Here is a 19,566-nt window from a genome sequence, read left to right as displayed (position 1 = left end):
TTTGCCATTCTGTCGATTGATAAATTGTGGGGCAAAAATGTTAATACAACGTGGTGGGTTAAAAGTTGTAGCAGGCTTGGGAATATCAGGCGTTTCTGCTGTAAATTTCCTGCATGAACAAGGCTACCAAGTTGCAGTAACAGACTCTCGTCCCACGCCACCAGGGCATGATCAGATCCCAGCTGGCGTTAAAACCAGTTTTGGTCAACTTGACCAAGAATTATTATTACAAGCAGAAGAAATTATTTTAAGCCCAGGCCTTGCACCGCAATTACCGGAAATTCAGTCAGCTATTGCTAAAGGTGTTTCTGTGGTAGGTGATATTCAATTATTACGCCGTGCAACCGATGTGCCTATTGTGGCGATCACTGGCTCTAATGCTAAAAGTACAGTAACGACTTTAATTGGCTTAATGGCTAAAGATGCGGGTAAGAAAGTTGCCGTGGGTGGCAATCTTGGACGTCCGGCTCTAGATTTATTAAAAGATCAACCTGAGTTAATTGTACTTGAGCTATCAAGTTTTCAGCTAGAAACCACGTCTCACTTAAATGCTGAAGTTGCTGTGGTTCTCAATATGAGTGAAGACCACTTAGATCGTCACGGCAATATGTTGGGTTACCATCAAGCAAAACACCGTATTTTCCAAGGCGTTAAAAAAGTAGTATTTAACCGTGATGATGCTTTAAGTCGTCCTCTTGTTCCAGATACCACACCAATGCAAAGCTTTGGTTTAAATGCACCAGATTTAAATCAATATGGTGTTTTAAGAGATGGCGATGGCACGCTTTGGCTTGCGCGTGGTTTACAGCGTTTAATTAAAAGCTCAGATTTATATATTCAAGGCATGCATAACGTAGCAAATGCTTTAGCTTGTCTCGCATTAGGTGAGGCAATAGGCCTGCCTATGGAATCTATGCTTGAAACCTTAAAACAATTTAAAGGCTTAGAGCATCGCTGTGAATATGTAAAGACTGTGCATGATGTACGTTATTACAATGATTCTAAAGGTACAAACGTTGGCGCTACGCTTGCAGCGATTGATGGATTAGGCGCTGCAATTGAGGTTAAAAAAGGTAAGGTTGCCTTGATTTTAGGTGGGCAAGGTAAAGGTCAGGATTTTGGTCCATTACGTTCTTCTATCGAAAAATATGCCAAAGTTGTGGTATTGATTGGTGAGGATGCTCCGGTGATTGAACAAGCCATTCAAGGCGCAACCAAAATTTTACATGCAGCAACGCTTAAAGAAGCTGTAGAGCTGTCTCAACGTGAAACACAGGCCGAAGATGTGGTGTTGTTATCACCAGCATGTGCAAGTTTTGATATGTTTAAAAGTTATAATGACCGTGGTCAGCAGTTTGTTGCCTGCGTCAATTCGTTGGTTTAAAGAAAACATGATTAGGAATGTAGTATGGCAGGCTTAGCTCAGACCACAATCCAGAAAATCAATCATTGGTATGAACGGATATTGCCTAAATGGCCAGCGGAAGTGACGCCACGTAATGTCCTGATTTTCTGTGTCGTTGCATTATTATGTATCGGTTCAGTGATGGTTGCATCTGCTTCGATGCCCTATGCTGAATATATGCATGAAAACCCGTTTCACTATGTGATTCGTCATGGTATTTCGATTGTCGCTGCGGGTGTAGTGGCTTATTTGACCTATCGAATATCACTTAATACGTGGTTTAAAAATACCTTCCCGCTGTGGTTATTAACCATGGTTCTGTTGCTTGCTGCTTTGGTGGTGGGTTCGGAAGTCAACGGTTCTACACGTTGGATTAAGATTGGTGGCTTTACCTTGCAGCCAACCGAGGTTGCCAAAGTCATGATGGCGATCTTTACCGCAGACTACGTTGTGCGCCGAGCCAAAGAGGTTCGTACTCATTGGAAAGGCTTATTGCGTTTAAGTGGGGTAATGGCAATCACGGTCGGTTTAATTATTGCTGAGCCTGACTTAGGGGCAACAGTCGTTATTGTCATGATGATGGTTGGTGTGTTCTTTTTAGCGGGCGCGCCGCCAACTCAGTTCTTAATCATGCTTGGTGCGATTGTCACAGGTATTGTGTTTTTGATCTTATTTGAACCCTACCGTTTCCAACGTTTGATTTCATTTACTGACCCATGGGCAGATCCATTAGGTGTAGGTTATCAGTTATCAAATGCATTAATGGCTTTTGGCCGTGGTGAATGGTTTGGTACAGGCTTAGGGCATAGTGTACAAAAACTATCTTATTTACCTGAAGCGCATACTGACTTTATGTTGGCAGTGCTAGGTGAAGAGTTTGGCTTTGTGGGTATTTCTATTGTTATTGGCTTGTCTTTCTTGATGCTGGCATGTTGTATCAAAATTGGTCACCGTGCCTTGAAACATCATTACCTTCGCGCAGGCTATTTAGCTTACGGCATTAGTATTATTTTCCTGCTCCAGATTTTAGTAAATGCGGGCATGAATATGGGCTTAATGCCGACGAAAGGTTTGACTTTGCCATTCATTAGTTATGGTGGTACGTCTTTAATGATGTGTGCTGCGATGATTAGCTTAATCTTAAAGATTGATGCATCAACACAAGAAGTCAATCCAGAACGAGAAGAGTCGAACTTCTAATTGAGTATTTAGAAGTTTAAAAAGCCCGATTTGATATCGGGCTTTTTTATTATTTATAGATATGTTCCGCTGAGCTCTTGCTCATGGGGAATCAAATCAACATTCCACTGTGCTACAGCTTGTTTGAGCATCAGTCTAGGTTGATCTAAATCAACGTTGGGTTGTCCCAAGGCTAGTATCGCTTTTTGAAGTAATTCAGGTGCTTTTGATAAATCGAGTGCTTGAGCTAGATTTTGTTTAGAGAGCTTTTGTCCTTGGTCATTCATGGCAAGGGGAAGGTGCATATAGCTTAGTTGAGGATAACCTAGAAGCTGGCTTAACCAGATCTGACGTTCAGTGTTATCTAATAAGTCTGCACCTCGAACGACATGGGTAATACCTTGTAGATAATCATCCACGACGACCGCAAGTTGATAGTTAATAATCCCATCACGGCGCTTAAGAACAAAATCTCCAAGATCGTGTTGTAGATTGGAGCAATGATGTCCTTGTAATTGGTCATCAAAACAGATCTGCTGATCTTGAACTTTTACCCGAATCGCTTGACCTTGAAAATCAAGATTGAGATCGCGGCAAGTACCTGCATAGATTGCATTTGAACCAAGCATTTTGCGGGTACATTGACATGCATAGATAAGACCTTCTTTTTTGAGTTGGTCTAATACGCTTTCATAAATGTCTAAACGATTTTTTTGAAAGATGATCTCTGCATCGGGTTCGAACTGGAAGGCTTCAAGTGATGTGAGAATATGCTCTTCACTGCCGGGATAAATACGAGGGATATCTGTATCTTCAACACGAACGAGCCATTTGCCTTGATGGGCTTTTGCATCGCAATAGCTGGCAACAGCAGTAATGAGTGATCCAAAATGCAAAGGGCCGGTTGGCGATGGCGCAAACCGACCTGAGTATGAACAGCGATTAAGCGGAACATTGTTCCGCCGCTGCGCAAGAGAAAAGCTATGCTTTTCTGGCAGGCGATTTAACTGCTGCGCAAGAGCCGAGTTGTGCTCGGCTGGAGAATTATCAACAGTCACAATTAACCGTTATTTTGCTTCTCTTTGATTTCTGCCAAAGTTTTGCAATCAATACATAAAGTTGCAGTTGGACGTGCTTCTAAACGACGTAAGCCGATTTCAATACCACAAGTTTCACAGAAACCGTAGTCTTCATTCTTAATAGCTTCCATAGATTGTTCGATTTTACGAATTAACTTACGTTCACGGTCACGTGTACGTAATTCAATTGCAAATTCTTCTTCTTGGGTAGCACGGTCGTTTACATCTGGCAGTGCAGTTGATTCGTCTTGCATCGTATTTAAAGTACGATCAACTTCAGACATTAATTCAGCTTTCCATGCTTGCAGAATTTGTCGGAAATGCTCGAGCTGTCCTTCAGACATGTACTCTTCATTTTTCTTAGGTTGATAAGGTGCAATACCAAATAAACTTGCAGTTGTGCCTATGTCAGAAGTTTTAGGTTTCACTTTACGTGCACGTTTTGCAGAAGCTTTGTCACCTTCCACTACAACTTCTGTATGTTCATCCAAAACTTGGTTGTGGTTGTCATTCGCCATAATAGGGCATTCCTCATCATACACGTATTATCTATACGCAAAAAATATGGTGATATGCAAGTGTTTTTATAGAAAACCATCGATGGGATTTTCCCATCGGGTCGTCATCATATAGATTTTTCCTGCAAGATGATAGTCATTCCGACCCGTAAATATTTTCAAAACGTGTTTACCCCAGTCATAATTATATATAAGCATATAAGAAATAGGGCTAATAGCCTGAAATATCAGTGTTTATATGGCCTTGAAAATTTTCAAGACGGAAGACTTCTGTTTCAAAACTACCATCGTTTTTTAGACGAATGTAACGGTAGCCGGGAGCATTTTGATCTAAAGCAAAATCATTACTAAACGGTTTAAACTGCACACTTGTTGATGGAGTCGAGAAAAATTCGATCCCTTGCCAAGTGTTTATTGAGTCCTGATGAACATGCCCGCAGACTAAAGCTTTTACATTTTTAAATGGAGCCAAGGTAGTAAGCAAAGCATTAGAATTTTGTAGTTTGTGATGATCAATCCATTTTGATTTCATGGCAAAAGGATGGTGATGACAAGCTAGCAAAATCGGGTTGTCTGCAAACTCTTCGAGTAAATTCGTTAAGCTGTCTAGCTGTTCTTCTGATAGATGTCCATCAATATGACCTTTTACCGCACTATTTAATAAAATAACCCGCCAGTTCCCTAAGCAAATAACTACAGGTTCCTGATGATTCTCTTTATGCAACGGAAAATGGTCAACATTGTCATGATTACCTAAGGTCTGAAAAAAGGGCAGCCCCAAGGTTTGCATATATTGAATATAACGTTTGTAAGTAATAGGCATTGGTGCCTGAGCTAGGTCCCCAGTATGGATAATTGCATCAATTTCAGGATGTTTATTAAGTATTTGTTGAATAATGGCATGAAAGCTTTCTTCAGGATTCATACCCACAAATTCTAAATGCGGATACTCCAATAGGTGGGTATCGGTAATTTGTATAATGACATGGTCTTTTTGTGAAAGTGTTGAGACTTGAAAAGTCACCGTCCTACCTCTTCGGGTTTATTATCGTTTTGCTGTGTTGGGCCAGCCATTGTAATGCCATAATGACAGGAGCATTTCTTAAACGTCCGCTGTCGAGTAGAGTCTGGATTTCACTATAATTAAATAAGTGTAATTGAATATTTTCCCCCTCATCATCTACGCCAAATACACCCCCTTCAGCGGGTAATTCAGTTTCGGCAACATAGAGATGAAATAACTCTGAGCAAGCACCAGCTGACGGGTAAAAGCTAAATAGATGCTCTAGATCTTGAACTTCGCAACCTGATTCTTCAAGGCTCTCTCGTCGAATACAACTTTCTGGTGATTCATCACCATCTAACACACCTGCAATTATTTCTAGCTGCCATGGGGAGTGAGAGTCATCTAAAGCCCCAACACGGAACTGTTCAATCAGTGCAAACTGTTGTTTTTGATCGTTGTAGAGTAGGATACCCGCTGCTTCAGGCCGATGAACGAGTTCACGCTGCAATACATGAGTATATTCAGGTTGATTAAATAGACGATGTCGAAGGCTGACTTTTTCAACTTGAATAAAACCACGGAATAGAGATTCACGTGATGTTACTTCGACATCTTTAGATGTATAACTTGGACGTTCAACAATACTCATGATTCGGTCAGGACGAAATCTATTTATTTCATCCTAACCGAGAATCAGGGCTAGGCAAGTGTTTTTTTTGAATATTTACACTTTATGATACAGTTTTTGACCTTGCTCCTGATAAACCTCTTTCATCGCTTTGAGGCCTTCTTCAACCTCCGAATCGTTATTGGTGAGGTTGTTGGCATAGTCGCGTACATTCTGAGTGATTTTCATTGAACAGAATTTTGGACCACACATTGAGCAGAAGTGTGCAGATTTATGAGCCTCTTTTGGTAAGGTTTCATCGTGCATACTACGTGCTGTATCAGGGTCCAAACTTAAGTTGAACTGATCATCCCAACGGAACTCAAAACGTGCTTTTGATAAGGCATTATCACGTACCTGTGCACCTGGATGTCCTTTCGCAAGATCGGCGGCATGTGCTGCAAGCTTGTAGGTAATAATCCCGTCTTTAACATCTTTTTTGTTTGGTAGACCCAAATGCTCTTTCGGTGTGACATAGCAAAGCATTGCTGTGCCGTACCAGCCAATCATGGCTGCACCAATTGCAGAGGTAATGTGGTCATACCCCGGAGCGATATCTGTTGTTAATGGCCCAAGTGTATAGAATGGCGCTTCTTTACACACTTCTAGCTGAAGGTCCATGTTTTCTTTAATCATGTGCATTGGTACGTGACCAGGGCCTTCAATCATGACTTGAACATCATGTTCCCATGCACGGTGAGTCAGTTCACCTAATGTTTTTAGTTCGCTGAACTGTGCTTCGTCATTTGCATCTTGGATACAGCCCGGACGTAAGCCATCACCTAAGCTAAATGAAACGTCATAAGCTTTCATGATTTCACAGATTTCATCGAAATGAGTGTATAAGAAGTTTTCTTCATGATGCGCTAGACACCACTGCGCCATGATTGAACCACCACGCGACACAATACCTGTTAAACGGTTTGCTGTAAGTGGCACATAGCGAAGTAATACACCTGCGTGAATAGTGAAGTAGTCAACACCTTGTTCAGCTTGTTCAATTAGTGTGTCTTTGAAGATTTCCCAAGTCAGATCCTCTGCAACACCATCAACTTTTTCAAGCGCTTGATAAATAGGTACGGTCCCGATTGGAACAGGTGAGTTACGAATAATCCATTCACGTGTTTCATGAATGTTTTTACCTGTCGACAAATCCATAATGGTGTCGGCACCCCAACGGGTTGCCCAAGTCATTTTTGCAACTTCTTCATCAATTGAAGAACCAAGCGCTGAGTTACCAATGTTGGCATTAATTTTAACCAAGAAATTACGACCAATAATCATTGGCTCAAGTTCTGGATGGTTAATGTTGGCAGGAATGATCGCACGACCTTCAGCAACTTCTTGGCGAACAAATTCAGGTGTAATTTCTTTTAAGTTTTTTGCACCAAAATTCTGACCAGCATGTTGACGCATATCAACACCTTCACGCTGGCGTTGATTTTCACGAATTGCAATATATTCCATTTCAGGTGTGATGATACCTTGCTTGGCATAGTGCATTTGAGTGACATTTTTGCCTGCTTTAGCACGGCGTGGATTCTGAATATGGGCAAAACGAATATCAGCGGTACGGATGTCTTTTAAACGTTCCTGACCAAATTTTGAGGTCAAGCCAGAAAGTACGTCAGTATCGTTACGTTCTTCAATCCAGTTTTGGCGAACTGAAGGTAAACCTTTGTCTAAATCAATTTGAACATTTGGGTCGGTATAAACACCTGAAGTGTCATATACCATAACAGGAGGGTTATGTTCACCGCCAAGACCGGTAGGGGTGTCGGTTAAAGAAATTTCCCGCATTGGAACCTGAATGTCAGGGCGAGAGCCTTCAATATAAACTTTTTTAGAAGCGGGTAAGATGCGAGTTAAATCTTTTGCATCTTGTTCATGTTGTGCTGAAATTTCAGCAGAAGAAAGATTCGTTAACTGGTTCATCACATGATCCTTATGAATAACATCAACGAATCAAGCACGACCAAAAACGATGGCGGATTTATCTTTACTAGATAAATTTAAGGCTTAAGTTTTCAGATGGCTTGATTCCTACGCAGGTCTTAACCTGATCAGGTTCAACGGTACTTGTGATCAAACTGGTGTTGCGATAACACGGAATTTACACAATCTCAGCGAGCTATTACTCGCGCTCCGTCAAGCGATTTACAGACTAACATGTTTTAGGTTGGCTGGCATTGTCAATTTGTATCTATACAAACCGCATCCATATGGCAGTCACGATAGACTTCCGTGTTCCATGGCGAATCAAATTTTAAGAGCTGCTCAAGTTGTTCATGAGTCATTTGATAATTTGATTTTTTATTGCCATTTTTATCAGTTAAATCTATTTTAAATTGCTTATTGCGTTCCTCTACAGGCGTGGCAATAAACTTAAGAAAAAGTTGAGCAGGTTTGGCTAAACTCGACTCATTTTGTGTAGAGAGAAACCGAATTTGCTGAAGCGCATCTTTATCAAACCATGTGTTTGGCGCATATTCATCTGACACTGGTGTGTTATCTAGCCCAAAGAAAATAAAATAGCGATATTCATTAAACAGTAGTTTTGCATCATTAATAAAGTGGCTCTTTGGATATTTCTGAATAAAATTTTCCCAAAATAATGCGCGTTCAGTGAGCTCTTTCCATGAAATAGCCAAAGCACCATCGTTATAAAAAATATCTTGATTGTCTTTCGCCATACGAGTTAAAAACTCTTTTTGGTCCGCGGGTAAGGACTTAGAAAAAACGTCAACTAAATAGCTTGGCTGGCGTCGATAGGTAAACATGCCTTCGCCTTGATAAAGGAGTTCAATGTAGGCTTGGCCTTCATGTTGAAGTAAATATTGATCACGCGGGCTCAGTTGGGCGAAGAGTTTTTTTTGAGTTTGGATGACCTTTTTAAGATCTTGTTTGTGTTCTAAAACGGCATAGCCAAATGCTTCAAAAGCTCTACCTGTTTTTTCAGTGTAGTCTTGTTTTAGAAAACGTTGATACATGGCAGTTGATGCATCAATCAGCTTAAGCTGCTCATGATTTTTTAAAGAGGGAACACAGGTTTTAAGCTTTTCATTAATTTGATTTAAGTCTTCTATTTTGCTGTTTTGATTAATCGTGTGCATAGCTACCATAATTTGTAAGCAGCTACTGTCTTGTTTTTGAGTGGCCTTTTGCTCAGTTGGTTTTTGCTCTTTAGATACAGCCTGATCTTGCTCTGATGTTTTATTACATCCAGCTAAAAGTAGTGCACCGCACATACTCATTATTAGAACTTTTTTCATCATTGTACTTTTATAGAAATTAATATTGCTCAAATTATAACGCTTAAAAAGATTGCATCATTGTTAGAAATCTTTATTATTAGGTAGGTCGGTCTACTTAATTAAAAAATTATGAATGATAAAACAGCAAGACAGAAAATTCTCGATGCCGCTTCAACTTTGTTTTATAACGATGGCATTACTGCAACTGGAATTAACTCAGTTACGGCTAAAGCAGATGTTGCGAAGATGTCGCTTTATAATAATTTTTCTTCAAAAGGTGAGCTTGTCGATGCCTACATTGCTGCACGCCATCAAGAGTGGCTTGATCTCTACCAAAAGCGTTTAGAAAAAATAAAAACAGCTAAAGAAGCCATCTTGGCCGTATTTGATGCCTATCAAGACCATGCGGAATTTGCCTACGAAAAAGGCTTTCGAGGTTGTGGTTTATTGAATGCTGCGGCTGAGTTTCCGGCCAATAGTACAGGGAGAAGTTCGGTAAGGCAGCATAAAGAAGAAGTGGAGGCTATTGTTGCTGAGCATTTAAAAAAACTAATCCCAGAGTCACAGCGCGTTAACTATGTAGCCACCCAGCTTTCTTTTCTTTTAGAGGGTTCTATGGCACGAGCAGGCTTAGAAGGAAACAGTCGTCAACTTCTATTAGCAAAACAAATGGCAGAAGACATTTTAAATAGAGAATGTCCACATGATTAGCCTCATTAAAAATAGTAGCTATGGAGGCACAATTGCGATTTTGGTTGCTTCTGTTTTGTGGGGAACAACAGGTACGGCGGCAGCATTTGCACCGACACTTGGCCCACTTGCTATTGGCGCTGTAGCGATGGGCGGTGGAGGCCTTTTACAAGCTTTGGTTGCATCACGAGCAATACGGGAAAACCGCCAGTTTATAAGGGAAAATATTTCAATACTGCTTTTAGGCATAGCGGCGGTGGGTATTTATCCTTTGGCTTTTTATTCCTCAATGCATTATGCGGGCATTACGATTGGCACCGTGGTTTCAATTGGTACTGCTCCACTAATCGCAGCAATTTTAGAACGATTCTTTGATCGCAAAGCTTTATCGGCTATCTGGTTTCTAAGTTTTGTGTGCGGTGTGCTTGGTGTAAGTATGTTGTCGATGGGCGAAAGTCATGCGGTCCAAGAGAGTACAAATCAATGGAATAAATTCTTCGGTATTTTTCTTGGGCTGGTCGCTGCTACAACTTATTCGCTTTATTCATGGGCCGCGAAAAGATTAATAGATCGGGGTGTTGCTGCTAAAGCTGCAATGGGCATGATTATGGGAGGTGGAGCGGTTATTTTGCTTCCTACTTTGTTGATTACAGGTGGAGGGTTACTACAAAGCTCAACCAATTTACTTGTAGCTGGCTATATGATGCTGATTCCTATGTTTTTAGGTTATTTGCTTTTTGGATTTGGTCTAAAAACAGTAAATGCCAGCAAAGCGACCACCCTAACTTTATTCGAACCTTTAGTCGCTGCGATTTTTGCGATTGTTTTGGTTGGCGAGCATGTTTCATGGGTAGGTTGGATAGGCATGTTTTTGATTTTTATTTGTATTTTAATATTGTCAAAAACTAAGAACGCTTAAAAAACTAAAACTTTTAATGGCTTGAGTTTGATTTGAATTTTTCTTAGTCTTAAAGGCAAGTTTTATCGTTGATTTGAACAATGAAAATAAAATTAATGGTCGCTGTTGGCCTTTGGAGTTTTGCATCTTCGAGTTTTGCTCTAGATTTGGTTGAAGCTTATGAGCGCGCAAAACAAAATGACCCAACGTGGCAAGCCAATCAACAACAATTTGAAGCAGATCAACTTAATTTAGGCTTGGCAACAGGGGCATTATTACCCACTGTCACATTGTCTGGAAACATTACTCGTAATCGACAAACTGTAAAACGTTCAAACTTTCCGGGTGTTGATCAAGAAGGCCTGTCAGATGCTTTGGTAAGTAATACATCAACGACTCGACAAGCCACTCTCACTGCACGTCAGCCATTATTTCGAATGGATGCTTGGGAAGGTTATAAGCAAGTTAAAACTTCGGTTGCCTTAAGTGAAATCACTTTAAGACTACAAAAACAAGATCATGTTTTAAATGTGGCAGAAGCCTATTTTAATGTGTTGCGTCAGCAGGCACTTAGTGTTGCATACTTACAAGAAGAAAAGGCTTTGCTTGAGCAGCTTAATATGATGAATGCCAAACTCAAAGAAGGGTTGGTGGCACGTAGTGATGTAAGTGAAGCAAATGCTCAATATCAAAATGCCAGAGCCAATCGTATTTCTACCAATGTTCAATTACTTTTAGCCCAAGAGCAACTTTCTGAATATATTGGTTCTTATCAAGATAAACTCGCTGTACTGCGTAGTGATTTTAGTTTTCAAAAGCCTTATCCAGCAGAACTTAATGACTGGCTTTCTTTGGCGCAGCAAAAAAACTTAAAGATCCAGCAAGCCCGTTTACAGCAAAAATATAGTGAAGACCAGCGCCGTGTAGAAAAGGCAGCACTTTATCCTCAAATAGATGCTGTGGCGAGCTATGGTTATACCAAACAGACCCCAGAGACTCTTATTTCGACTGACGGAAAATTTGATCAGGTTGGGGTAGAAATGAACTGGAATCTATTTAATGGCGGGCGCACTCGAACATCAATTAAAAAAGCCACTGTAGAAGCCAGTAAAGCGCAGGCACAACTTGATACAGCCATCCGCCGTGCCAATGTCGATGTGAAAAGTGCATTTATGCAGGTAGACACAGATCAAGCCAAACTTGAAGCAAGAAAGGCTGCAATGGATTCATCTTCTTTAGTTTCTCAAGCTTCAAAAGCGAGTTATAACGAAGGCTTAAAAAGTATGGTTGATGTTTTATTGGCGCAGCGTAATGCTTTTTCTGCAAAACAGGATTATCTTAATGCTCAGTATGACTATTTATTGAATGTGCTTCGTTTAAAAGCTGCGGTAGGCCAGTTAGGTGAAAAAGATCTGGTTGAGCTTAATAGCTGGTTAACTTATCAGTAATTAAAAGCTTTTATCTGAAATTTAATTTTGTCATAAAAACTTAATGATTGCTGTGTTTTAATGCTCAATCATTTTATTCCCGCGCCATCATGTTGGAGGCTTCCCTTGAGTCCGAGTAATCCGGTGTTAAGCCATCATATTTCTTCTCAATTTAATGAAGATTTGCAAGATGTAAACACAAAGTTTATGACCATGGGTGGCTTGGTCGAACAGCAGGTTGCAAATGCAATTCATTCTTTACTTGATACTGACGCAAATTTAGCGATTGATGTTCAATTTAAAGATAATGCAGTCAATCAATATGAACGTGATATTGATGAAGGCTTAACATTAATTTTGGCGCGTCGTCATCCGGCAGCGATTGATTTGCGTATGGTTATTGCCATGAGCAAAGCCAATACTGACCTTGAGCGTATTGGTGATGAAGCTGCAAAAATTGCCCGTATTGCACAAAATCTGTGTGAAGAGGGCGGGTCACCGCGTGGCTACATGGAAACACGTCATATTGGTAACCAAGTTCGTGTCATGATTCATGATGCACTTGACGCTTTTGCACGTTTAGATGCAGATCAAGCTTTACGTGTACTTTTAGCGGATGCTGACATTGACCGTGAATATCAATCAGCAACACGTACATTAATGACCTATATGATTGAAGACCCGCGCCATATTGCTCGTGTGATTAATGTCATGTGGGTTTTACGTTCATTAGAGCGTATTGGCGATCATGCACGTAACATTGCTGAGCAAGTGATTTATATGGCGAAAGGCTTTGATGCTCGTCATACCAAAATTGAAGAAATTGAAGCCAAAGTCCACGAAAAGTAATCTTGAGCTGAAATATTTAAAGGCCTTGTTTCAAACAAGGCCTTTTTATTTTTAAAAATAATAGATAAAAAAATGTCCCGAACTTTGGGGGGAAGTTCAGGACAGAAAATCAAGTGCATAAACACGACAGGGATCGTGTTCTTCTTGCTATAGAGTGATATTAAGTTCTTCGCTTTTTGATGTCATGTAGAGTCCTGTGCGCTCTATGTAAGGCTTTTTATGTTTGTGTAAGTTTCACGTAAAAAAAGGCGGATCTATGTATATAGACCCACCTTTTTAATGATGATAAAGCTAAAACAAACCGATTATTCTGGTTTCCAGCCTTCAGCTTTTTCTACACTTTCATCATTGTTAAAGAACTTTTCACGTTGTTCTTCCAGAAACTTTTTAGCCTCTGGTTCAAACACATTTAAACGCTTTTCATTAATTAGCGTAGTTTGGTGTTGTAACCATTCTTGCCATGCTTGCTTAGAAACATTTTCAAAAAAATCTTGGCCTTTAGCACCTGGGAAAGGAGCGAAGTCTAAACCTTCCATTTCCTTTTGATATTTAAGGCAAAATACTTGGCGACTCATGTTTTATCCTTAAGCGTATAACTGTTCTAAACGTGTATGGGCACGCGCAATTGCAGCTTCAACCTGTTTTGGAGAAGTTCCACCAATATGATCACGAGCATTTACAGAAGCTTCTAGAGTTAAGGCTTTGTCAAACACATCTGCTGTAATTAAGTCAGAGAATTGCTGTAATTGCTCAAGTGTGAGTTCGGATAAATCTTTTTCTTCCGCAACACCTAATCCAACAGCTTTACCTACAATTTCATGCGCATCACGGAATGCAACGCCTTTTTTCACTAAGTAGTCAGCAAGATCGGTTGCAGTTGAGAATCCACGAAGAGCAGCTTCACGCATGATTTCAATATTTGGAACCAATGCAGGAATCATGTCTGCAAATGCCATCAGTGAACCACGAACCGTATCGATTGCATCAAATAAAGGTTCTTTGTCTTCTTGGTTATCTTTGTTGTACGCCAATGGTTGACCTTTCATGAGCGTAAGTAAGCTAATTAAGTCACCAAATACACGGCCAGATTTACCACGAATAAGTTCTGGAACATCCGGATTTTTCTTCTGTGGCATGATTGAAGAACCAGTACAGAAGCGGTCAGGAATATTCACAAATTTGAACTGTGCAGAAGTCCAAAGAATGAGCTCTTCTGACATACGTGATAAATGCATCATAATAAGTGCTGCAGCAGCATTAAATTCGATGGCAAAGTCACGGTCAGATACAGCATCAAGAGAGTTTTCAGATACAGCTTCAAAACCTAAAAGTTCTGCTGTATATGCGCGGTCAATTGGATAAGTTGTACCAGCAAGAGCGGCAGAACCAAGTGGCATACGGTTAACACGTTTACGGCAGTCTTGAAGACGTTCAGTGTCACGTACCAACATTTCAAACCATGCTAACAAGTGATGACCAAAAGTTACTGGTTGAGCGGTTTGTAGGTGTGTAAAGCCCGGCATAATCGTATTTACATTTTTGGCAGCCAAGCCTAACAAGCCTTTTTGTAAACGTTCTAATAATTTTAAAATATCATCAATTTCGTCGCGCAGGTAAAGACGAATATCAGTTGCAACCTGATCGTTACGGCTACGGCCTGTGTGTAATTTTTTACCTGTAATGCCAATACGTTGAGTCAAACGTGATTCAATGTTCATGTGAACATCTTCAAGATCGATGCGCCACTCAAAGTTTCCAGCCTCAATTTCTGAGCGAATGGTGCTTAAACCTTCAATAATGTCATCGCGTTCTGCTTCTGTGAGTACGCCAACTTTCGCAAGCATGGTAGCATGCGCAATCGAACCAGCGATGTCTTGCTTATAAAAACGTTGGTCAAACTGAACAGAGGCGGTAAATTCGGCTACAAAAGCGTCCGTCGCTTCAGAAAAACGACCACCCCACATACCTGAGGTTTGGTCTGGGGTTACTGAATTAGGGGGATTTGAAGATGTGGTCATGGTGGCTCAGTAAAATAAAAAAGAGTATATCACTTGCCGAAGCTCAACAAACAAAGTTGTTTCCTACAGCATACCGAAATCAAAATTCCTCCTATTTTTTTACGAAAAGCGGGCGTTGGCAACACTTATTCGAATTAATTATCGCAAGTAATGTTTTGGCACTGGTTTTGGCATTGGCTGAAGCACAGTCTTGGCAAGCCTTAAGCGGGGGAAGGCTTTTTCAATACATCGTTTTTATTAACTGGGTAATATTGTCCTTTTTTGCATTGGTTGAACGCTTTCAAGGTTTTTTTAGCAGCTTGCGTCAAGAATTTGCTTTGGCTATTGGTTTTGTCATGCTGCAAAGTATTGTTGTTTTAACCACTTTGATGAGTAATTTTTTTCAGTTTGGTCTTTTAAATAAACATGCTTCTTTAACGCAGGGCTGGAGTGTTTATTTTACCAATGTATCTTTATATCTAAGCTATGGAATATTACTCGGGGCTTTTTGCTTACGTTATTTATATGTCAGGGAACAATGGTTGCATCAGCAATATGCCGAATTAAATGCCCGTATTCAGGCCATGCAAGCACGAATTCACCCTCACTTCTTATTTAATAGTTTAAATAATGTGGTGAGTTTAATTGCGATAGATCCAGATAAAGCAGAAAGCATGCTCATTAGTTTGTCGCGTTTATTTCGAGCAAGTTTCCAAGAATTAAAATTGGTGAGTCTGCATGAAGAAATCGAGCTGAGTAAACAATATTTAATGATTGAACAGGTCCGTTTGGGAGAACGTTTAAAAGTAGATTGGAAGATCGAGCTTTCTCCTGTGCAATTAAAACAGATCACTATTCCTTTATTGACATTACAACCTTTGTTAGAGAATAGTATTTTTCATGGGGTAGAACCAATGATGGGTAAAGCAACCATAGGGGTATTGGTTGAAATATTGCAAAATCAGGTCAGTATAGTCATTACCAACCCATATACAGACGATACAATAAATTCACGGAAAGGGCATGGAATCGCTCTTGAAAATGTTAAGCAGCGCCTGAAAGCGTATTATGGGAACACCGTTAGATTTCAGGTTTATAAAGGTGAAGCTTTATATACCACTATTATGAGCTATCAATATCAAACAAAATAATAAGTCAGTCAGAGTTAACCATAAAAAAATGGACCAAGTTAACGGTGACAAGGAGGATGAATGAAGGTGCTAATTTGTGATGATGAACCACTTGCAGTGGAGCGTTTATCACGTTTAGTTTCAAAGATGGGACATGAGGTTGTATCGACGGCTCATCATGGACAGGAGGCCTTGGAACAGGCACGGCTTCATCAACCGGATGTAATCTTACTTGATATTCAAATGCCAGGTATGAATGGGCTTGTCTGTGCAGAACAGTTAAGTCAGCTAAATCCTCGACCTGCAATTGTATTTTGTACCGCCTACGATCAGCATGCATTGGAAGCTTTTAAAGCCCAGGTTCAAGCATATCTTCTTAAACCGATTGATCCGGTTGAACTTGAGCAAGCTTTAAGTCAACTAACGCAACTTACTCAAGCACAGCTCAATGCCTTACCAAATTCTGAGCTTTTACAAGATTTAAAAACACAGCGTCATCAAATTGCTGCAAAAACCTATCGTGGTGTTGAGCTGATTCCTGTTGAAAATATCTATTACTTTTTAGCCGATCAGAAATATGTCACTGTGAGACATAAAAATGGCAGTGTGTTAATAGATGAAACATTAAAAGAGCTTGAAACCGAATTCGCAGATCAGTTTATTCGTATTCATCGAAATGCCTTAGTTGCAGTCACATATTTAGATGGACTAGAGCTCGTTAGCTCTGGGCAATATCAGGTTCGTTTACGTGGCTTAGATGAAAGACTTTCAGTGAGCCGTCGACATTTGTCTACGCTTAGAGAGCGAATTCATCAGCTCTAAATTTAAAAGAGTTATCTTGGACTTGCGAGATTTTACTTGCAATTTTAAGGGATCAAGTTAAGTTTAGGGTGTATTGTTTGACCAGCCCATGCTTGAATTTATGAAAACCTTGAAAATTGCTACACGACAAAGCCCACTTGCTCTTTGGCAGGCAGAACATATTCGTGCCCGTTTAGAGGGGCTTCACCCTGATTTAACGGTGGAACTGGTTAAATTTGTCACGCAGGGCGATAAAATTTTAGATACGCCTTTAGCAAAAATTGGGGGCAAAGGGCTGTTTGTTAAAGAATTAGAAGCAGCACTTTTAGATGGGCGTGCAGACTTAGCCGTACATTCAATGAAAGATGTCCCAATGGCTTTGCCTGAAGGTTTAACTTTAGCAGTAATTTGTGAGCGTGAAGATCCGTTAGATGCTTTTGTTTCAAATCGTTTTGAAACATTCGCTGATTTACCACAAGGTGCAAAAGTCGGTACATCAAGCTTGCGTCGAAAATCTCAGATTTTAAAACAACGTCCTGATTTGCAAATTATTGACTTGCGTGGAAATGTTGGCACACGTTTGGCGAAGCTAGATGAAGGTCAATACGATGCAATTATTCTAGCCAGTGCTGGTTTGAAGCGTTTAGGTTTGTCAGAACGTATCCGTCATTGTTTAACACCAGATGTTAGTTTGCCTGCTGTGGGACAAGGTGCATTGGGTTTAGAGTGTCGTGCAGCTGACCAAGATGTATTGGCTTTAATTCAACCTTTATTACACGAAGAAACAGATGTTTGTGTACGTGCTGAACGTGCATTTAATGCCTATCTTGAAGGCGGTTGTCAGGTCCCAATTGCAGGTTATGCCACACTGCAAAATGGTCAAATCCATATCGAAGGTCGTGTTGGAAGCCCTGATGGCCAAACATTATTACGTGCTGAGCTAACAGATGAAGCCAATAATGCTCAGCAATTGGGGGAAAACCTTGCTCGAAACTTACTTGATCAAGGTGCTGGCGAGCTATTAAAGGCCCTCTACTAAACCATGCTGTTTATTAATACTCGACCTGATTCGCGTGCAGCTGAATTAACGGAAGCTTTGCAAAATGAAGGTTATCAGGTTGAGTCTTTACCCCTTTTAGAGCTCGTTACAAAACCCTTTTCTGAACACTTACTTCAGCTTTACCAACAATTAATCAAGGCGCAAGCTATTGTTGTCGTCAGCCCAACCGCTGTTGAATTGGGTATGGAGTATTTAGTAAAAAGCGGTTTAAAAATTAGCGACTTAAAACATATTCAGTGGATTGCGGTAGGGCAAGCAACAGCCAATTGTCTAAACGAATATGGAATAGAAGCACATATCCCAGATGTTGAAACTTCTGAAGGAATGTTGAACCTGCCTATTCTGCACAATATGCAACAGACGGGTAGTGTGGCTTTTTGGCGGGGAGAAGGTGGACGCCAATTTATGATGGAGACCTTGCAACAACAAGGAATTCAGATTTTAAATTTTGTTCTATATCATCGGCAATGCCCAGAAACTTCATATTCTACATTCAAACATCTGACACAGAATTCAAATTATAATTTAAATAAATGGCTCGTCTTAATTACCAGTGAAGCGAGCTGGAAATATTGGTTAGAGCTTTGTTCAAAAAATAATGTACAACCTGATGGTGTATATCTGGTTTTAGGACCTCGTCTTTTTCAAATTGTTAAAGAGTATCGCGATCAGCAACAGGCTCATTTTCACATTATTCAACTTGAAAATTTATCGCCTTCGGGGATGATTCATCACATTCAGGCATTATAAGGATTCGTATGAGAAAACTTGTTTCTATCATCATTTTACTGGGCGTAGCTTGGTTGGCTAAGCTCAGTTACGATATGTGGCAAATTTCTCGTACTGTTCCCGAGCTTAAACAAAGTCTGCTGCAATCAGAACAGCACTATGCCAATTTAAATGATCAATTGGTTGCTTTACAGCGACAGTTGCAGAATCAACCCGTAAGTACAGGGAATAAAGCGAGTTCAGTAGTTCAACCAGATGCTCCACCGACAGGTATTGCACCTACAGTTTTAATTAAACAAAAGTTAGATTTAATTCAATTTGCGATTGATCAGCAGCAGTTGATTTATGCAGTTGATCAATTAAATCAGTTACAGCAATCGCTCGTACACTATGAAATTGCTCCTGCATTGCAGCATAGCTTGAATCAATCGCTCGAGCAGGATAAGCAGGCAGTTCAACAGTTTACTTTGGCTCAAAATCAACGCCATCAATTAATCGATGATTTATTACAGAACATTGATAAGAATATTCAACAAGCCTTAAGCCAGCCTAAACTTGAAATGGATCAATCCGAGACTGTGTCTTGGTGGAAAAAGTGGTTCCGTATAGAAAAGGTAGAAACGCCGTCTATTAATTTAATGAGTCGAAGCGTTGTGCTTAAAGAAGTGCAATTAAGATTGTTAATTGCCGAACAGGCACTCAATCAAGGAAAAATGACTGAGTATCAAAATGAGTTGCAATCTGTGATGCAAAAGTTAGATGAAATGCCTGATGCAACCAGTCAGCAGTTAAAAAAACGTATTGCTAAAGTGGCACATTTATCTGTGGTGCCAGTTCCTAAACTCTCTACACTTGGGCTAATTGGCTCATAAGGAGG

19 protein-coding genes and 1 riboswitch are annotated in these 19,566 nt (G+C 40.2%); of the genes, 11 read left to right on the top strand and 8 right to left on the bottom strand.

All coding sequences use genetic code 11. From position 1 onward, the window contains the following. The first annotated feature begins 37 nt into the window (after positions 1 to 37). Positions 38 to 1,384 carry a UDP-N-acetylmuramoyl-L-alanine--D-glutamate ligase gene (gene murD / locus H7R46_RS17375; RefSeq protein WP_032012542.1) on the top strand — a complete coding sequence of 449 codons (1,347 nt, stop codon included), beginning with the start codon at positions 38 to 40 and terminating at the stop codon, positions 1,382 to 1,384. Positions 1,385 to 1,408: 24 nt separating this feature from the next. Then, positions 1,409 to 2,605 carry a putative lipid II flippase FtsW gene (ftsW, locus tag H7R46_RS17370; RefSeq protein WP_005079447.1) on the top strand — a complete coding sequence of 399 codons (1,197 nt, stop codon included), beginning with the start codon at positions 1,409 to 1,411 and terminating at the stop codon, positions 2,603 to 2,605. Between the two features lie 53 nt (positions 2,606 to 2,658). Here ftsW and gluQRS read toward each other — a convergent pair whose 3' ends face one another. The 6 genes from gluQRS to H7R46_RS17340 form a co-directional block, all read right to left on the bottom strand. Further along, positions 2,659 to 3,642, bottom strand: a complete 984-nt coding sequence (gene gluQRS, locus H7R46_RS17365; RefSeq protein WP_032012543.1) for a tRNA glutamyl-Q(34) synthetase GluQRS — start codon at positions 3,640 to 3,642, stop codon at positions 2,659 to 2,661. A 2-nt stretch (positions 3,643 to 3,644) separates the two neighbouring features. After that, positions 3,645 to 4,181 (bottom strand): RNA polymerase-binding protein DksA, encoded by a 537-nt coding sequence (gene dksA, locus H7R46_RS17360; protein WP_002121205.1) that lies wholly within the window; start codon positions 4,179 to 4,181, stop codon positions 3,645 to 3,647. Between the two features lie 211 nt (positions 4,182 to 4,392). Continuing rightward, entirely contained in the window at positions 4,393 to 5,205 is an 813-nt protein-coding gene (cpdA, locus tag H7R46_RS17355; RefSeq protein WP_042783296.1) for a 3',5'-cyclic-AMP phosphodiesterase, read from the bottom strand. 4 nt (positions 5,206 to 5,209) lie between these two features. Beyond that, positions 5,210 to 5,836 (bottom strand): NUDIX domain-containing protein, encoded by a 627-nt coding sequence (locus tag H7R46_RS17350; RefSeq protein ID WP_032012545.1) that lies wholly within the window; start codon positions 5,834 to 5,836, stop codon positions 5,210 to 5,212. Positions 5,837 to 5,911: 75 nt separating this feature from the next. Continuing rightward, on the bottom strand, positions 5,912 to 7,789 hold the full coding sequence (gene thiC / locus H7R46_RS17345; protein ID WP_002121180.1) for a phosphomethylpyrimidine synthase ThiC: 1,878 nt from the start codon (positions 7,787 to 7,789) through the stop codon (positions 5,912 to 5,914). A gap of 88 nt (positions 7,790 to 7,877) precedes the next feature. Then, a riboswitch (TPP riboswitch) is annotated at positions 7,878 to 8,012 on the bottom strand. Between the two features lie 34 nt (positions 8,013 to 8,046). Beyond that, on the bottom strand, positions 8,047 to 9,129 hold the full coding sequence (locus tag H7R46_RS17340; protein WP_032012546.1) for a hypothetical protein: 1,083 nt from the start codon (positions 9,127 to 9,129) through the stop codon (positions 8,047 to 8,049). A 108-nt stretch (positions 9,130 to 9,237) separates the two neighbouring features. Between H7R46_RS17340 and H7R46_RS17335 the strand changes: the two genes are divergently transcribed. The 4 genes from H7R46_RS17335 to phoU all read left to right on the top strand — a co-directional run bounded on the left by H7R46_RS17335 (position 9,238) and on the right by phoU (position 12,972). After that, positions 9,238 to 9,819 (top strand): TetR/AcrR family transcriptional regulator, encoded by a 582-nt coding sequence (locus tag H7R46_RS17335; RefSeq protein ID WP_005079435.1) that lies wholly within the window; start codon positions 9,238 to 9,240, stop codon positions 9,817 to 9,819. After that, complete coding sequence (locus tag H7R46_RS17330; RefSeq protein ID WP_032012548.1) at positions 9,812 to 10,717, top strand: DMT family transporter; 906 nt, start codon at positions 9,812 to 9,814, stop codon at positions 10,715 to 10,717. The genes H7R46_RS17335 and H7R46_RS17330 overlap by 8 nt, the downstream gene beginning before the upstream one ends. A gap of 95 nt (positions 10,718 to 10,812) precedes the next feature. Beyond that, positions 10,813 to 12,144, top strand: a complete 1,332-nt coding sequence (locus tag H7R46_RS17320) for a TolC family outer membrane protein (protein ID WP_082247742.1) — start codon at positions 10,813 to 10,815, stop codon at positions 12,142 to 12,144. Positions 12,145 to 12,249: 105 nt separating this feature from the next. Then, positions 12,250 to 12,972 (top strand): phosphate signaling complex protein PhoU, encoded by a 723-nt coding sequence (gene phoU, locus H7R46_RS17315; RefSeq protein WP_000075183.1) that lies wholly within the window; start codon positions 12,250 to 12,252, stop codon positions 12,970 to 12,972. 305 nt (positions 12,973 to 13,277) lie between these two features. Here the strand turns inward: phoU and H7R46_RS17310 are convergent, their stop codons facing one another. Both H7R46_RS17310 and argH read right to left on the bottom strand, forming a co-directional pair. Further along, positions 13,278 to 13,547, bottom strand: a complete 270-nt coding sequence (locus tag H7R46_RS17310) for an oxidative damage protection protein (protein WP_032012551.1) — start codon at positions 13,545 to 13,547, stop codon at positions 13,278 to 13,280. A 9-nt stretch (positions 13,548 to 13,556) separates the two neighbouring features. Continuing rightward, positions 13,557 to 14,990 carry an argininosuccinate lyase gene (gene argH / locus H7R46_RS17305; protein WP_042783294.1) on the bottom strand — a complete coding sequence of 478 codons (1,434 nt, stop codon included), beginning with the start codon at positions 14,988 to 14,990 and terminating at the stop codon, positions 13,557 to 13,559. On the opposite strand from argH, the gene H7R46_RS17300 reads away from it, so the two are divergent. The 5 genes from H7R46_RS17300 (at position 14,981) to H7R46_RS17280 (ending at position 19,561) form a co-directional block, all read left to right on the top strand. Further along, positions 14,981 to 16,120, top strand: a complete 1,140-nt coding sequence (locus H7R46_RS17300) for a sensor histidine kinase (protein ID WP_032012553.1) — start codon at positions 14,981 to 14,983, stop codon at positions 16,118 to 16,120. The two genes, argH and H7R46_RS17300, sit on opposite strands and share 10 nt — an antisense overlap. Positions 16,121 to 16,180: 60 nt before the next feature. Beyond that, positions 16,181 to 16,921, top strand: a complete 741-nt coding sequence (locus tag H7R46_RS17295; protein ID WP_032012554.1) for a LytR/AlgR family response regulator transcription factor — start codon at positions 16,181 to 16,183, stop codon at positions 16,919 to 16,921. Between the two features lie 100 nt (positions 16,922 to 17,021). Further along, a complete protein-coding gene (gene hemC / locus H7R46_RS17290; RefSeq protein ID WP_032012555.1) occupies positions 17,022 to 17,939 on the top strand; it encodes a hydroxymethylbilane synthase in 918 nt (305 codons plus the stop codon). A 3-nt stretch (positions 17,940 to 17,942) separates the two neighbouring features. Further along, positions 17,943 to 18,710, top strand: coding sequence for a uroporphyrinogen-III synthase (locus H7R46_RS17285; RefSeq protein WP_032012556.1), 768 nt, complete (start codon positions 17,943 to 17,945; stop codon positions 18,708 to 18,710). Between the two features lie 8 nt (positions 18,711 to 18,718). Continuing rightward, entirely contained in the window at positions 18,719 to 19,561 is an 843-nt protein-coding gene (locus H7R46_RS17280; protein WP_032012557.1) for a hypothetical protein, read from the top strand. Positions 19,562 to 19,566: the final 5 nt, after the last annotated feature.

Origin of the sequence: Acinetobacter sp. BEC1-S18-ESBL-01 (assembly GCF_014169935.1) — a bacterium.
GTDB classification, from domain to species: domain Bacteria; phylum Pseudomonadota; class Gammaproteobacteria; order Pseudomonadales; family Moraxellaceae; genus Acinetobacter; species Acinetobacter pittii.
Note: the sequence above shows the minus strand (reverse complement) of the source record. Positions and strands in the feature narration are given on the sequence as shown.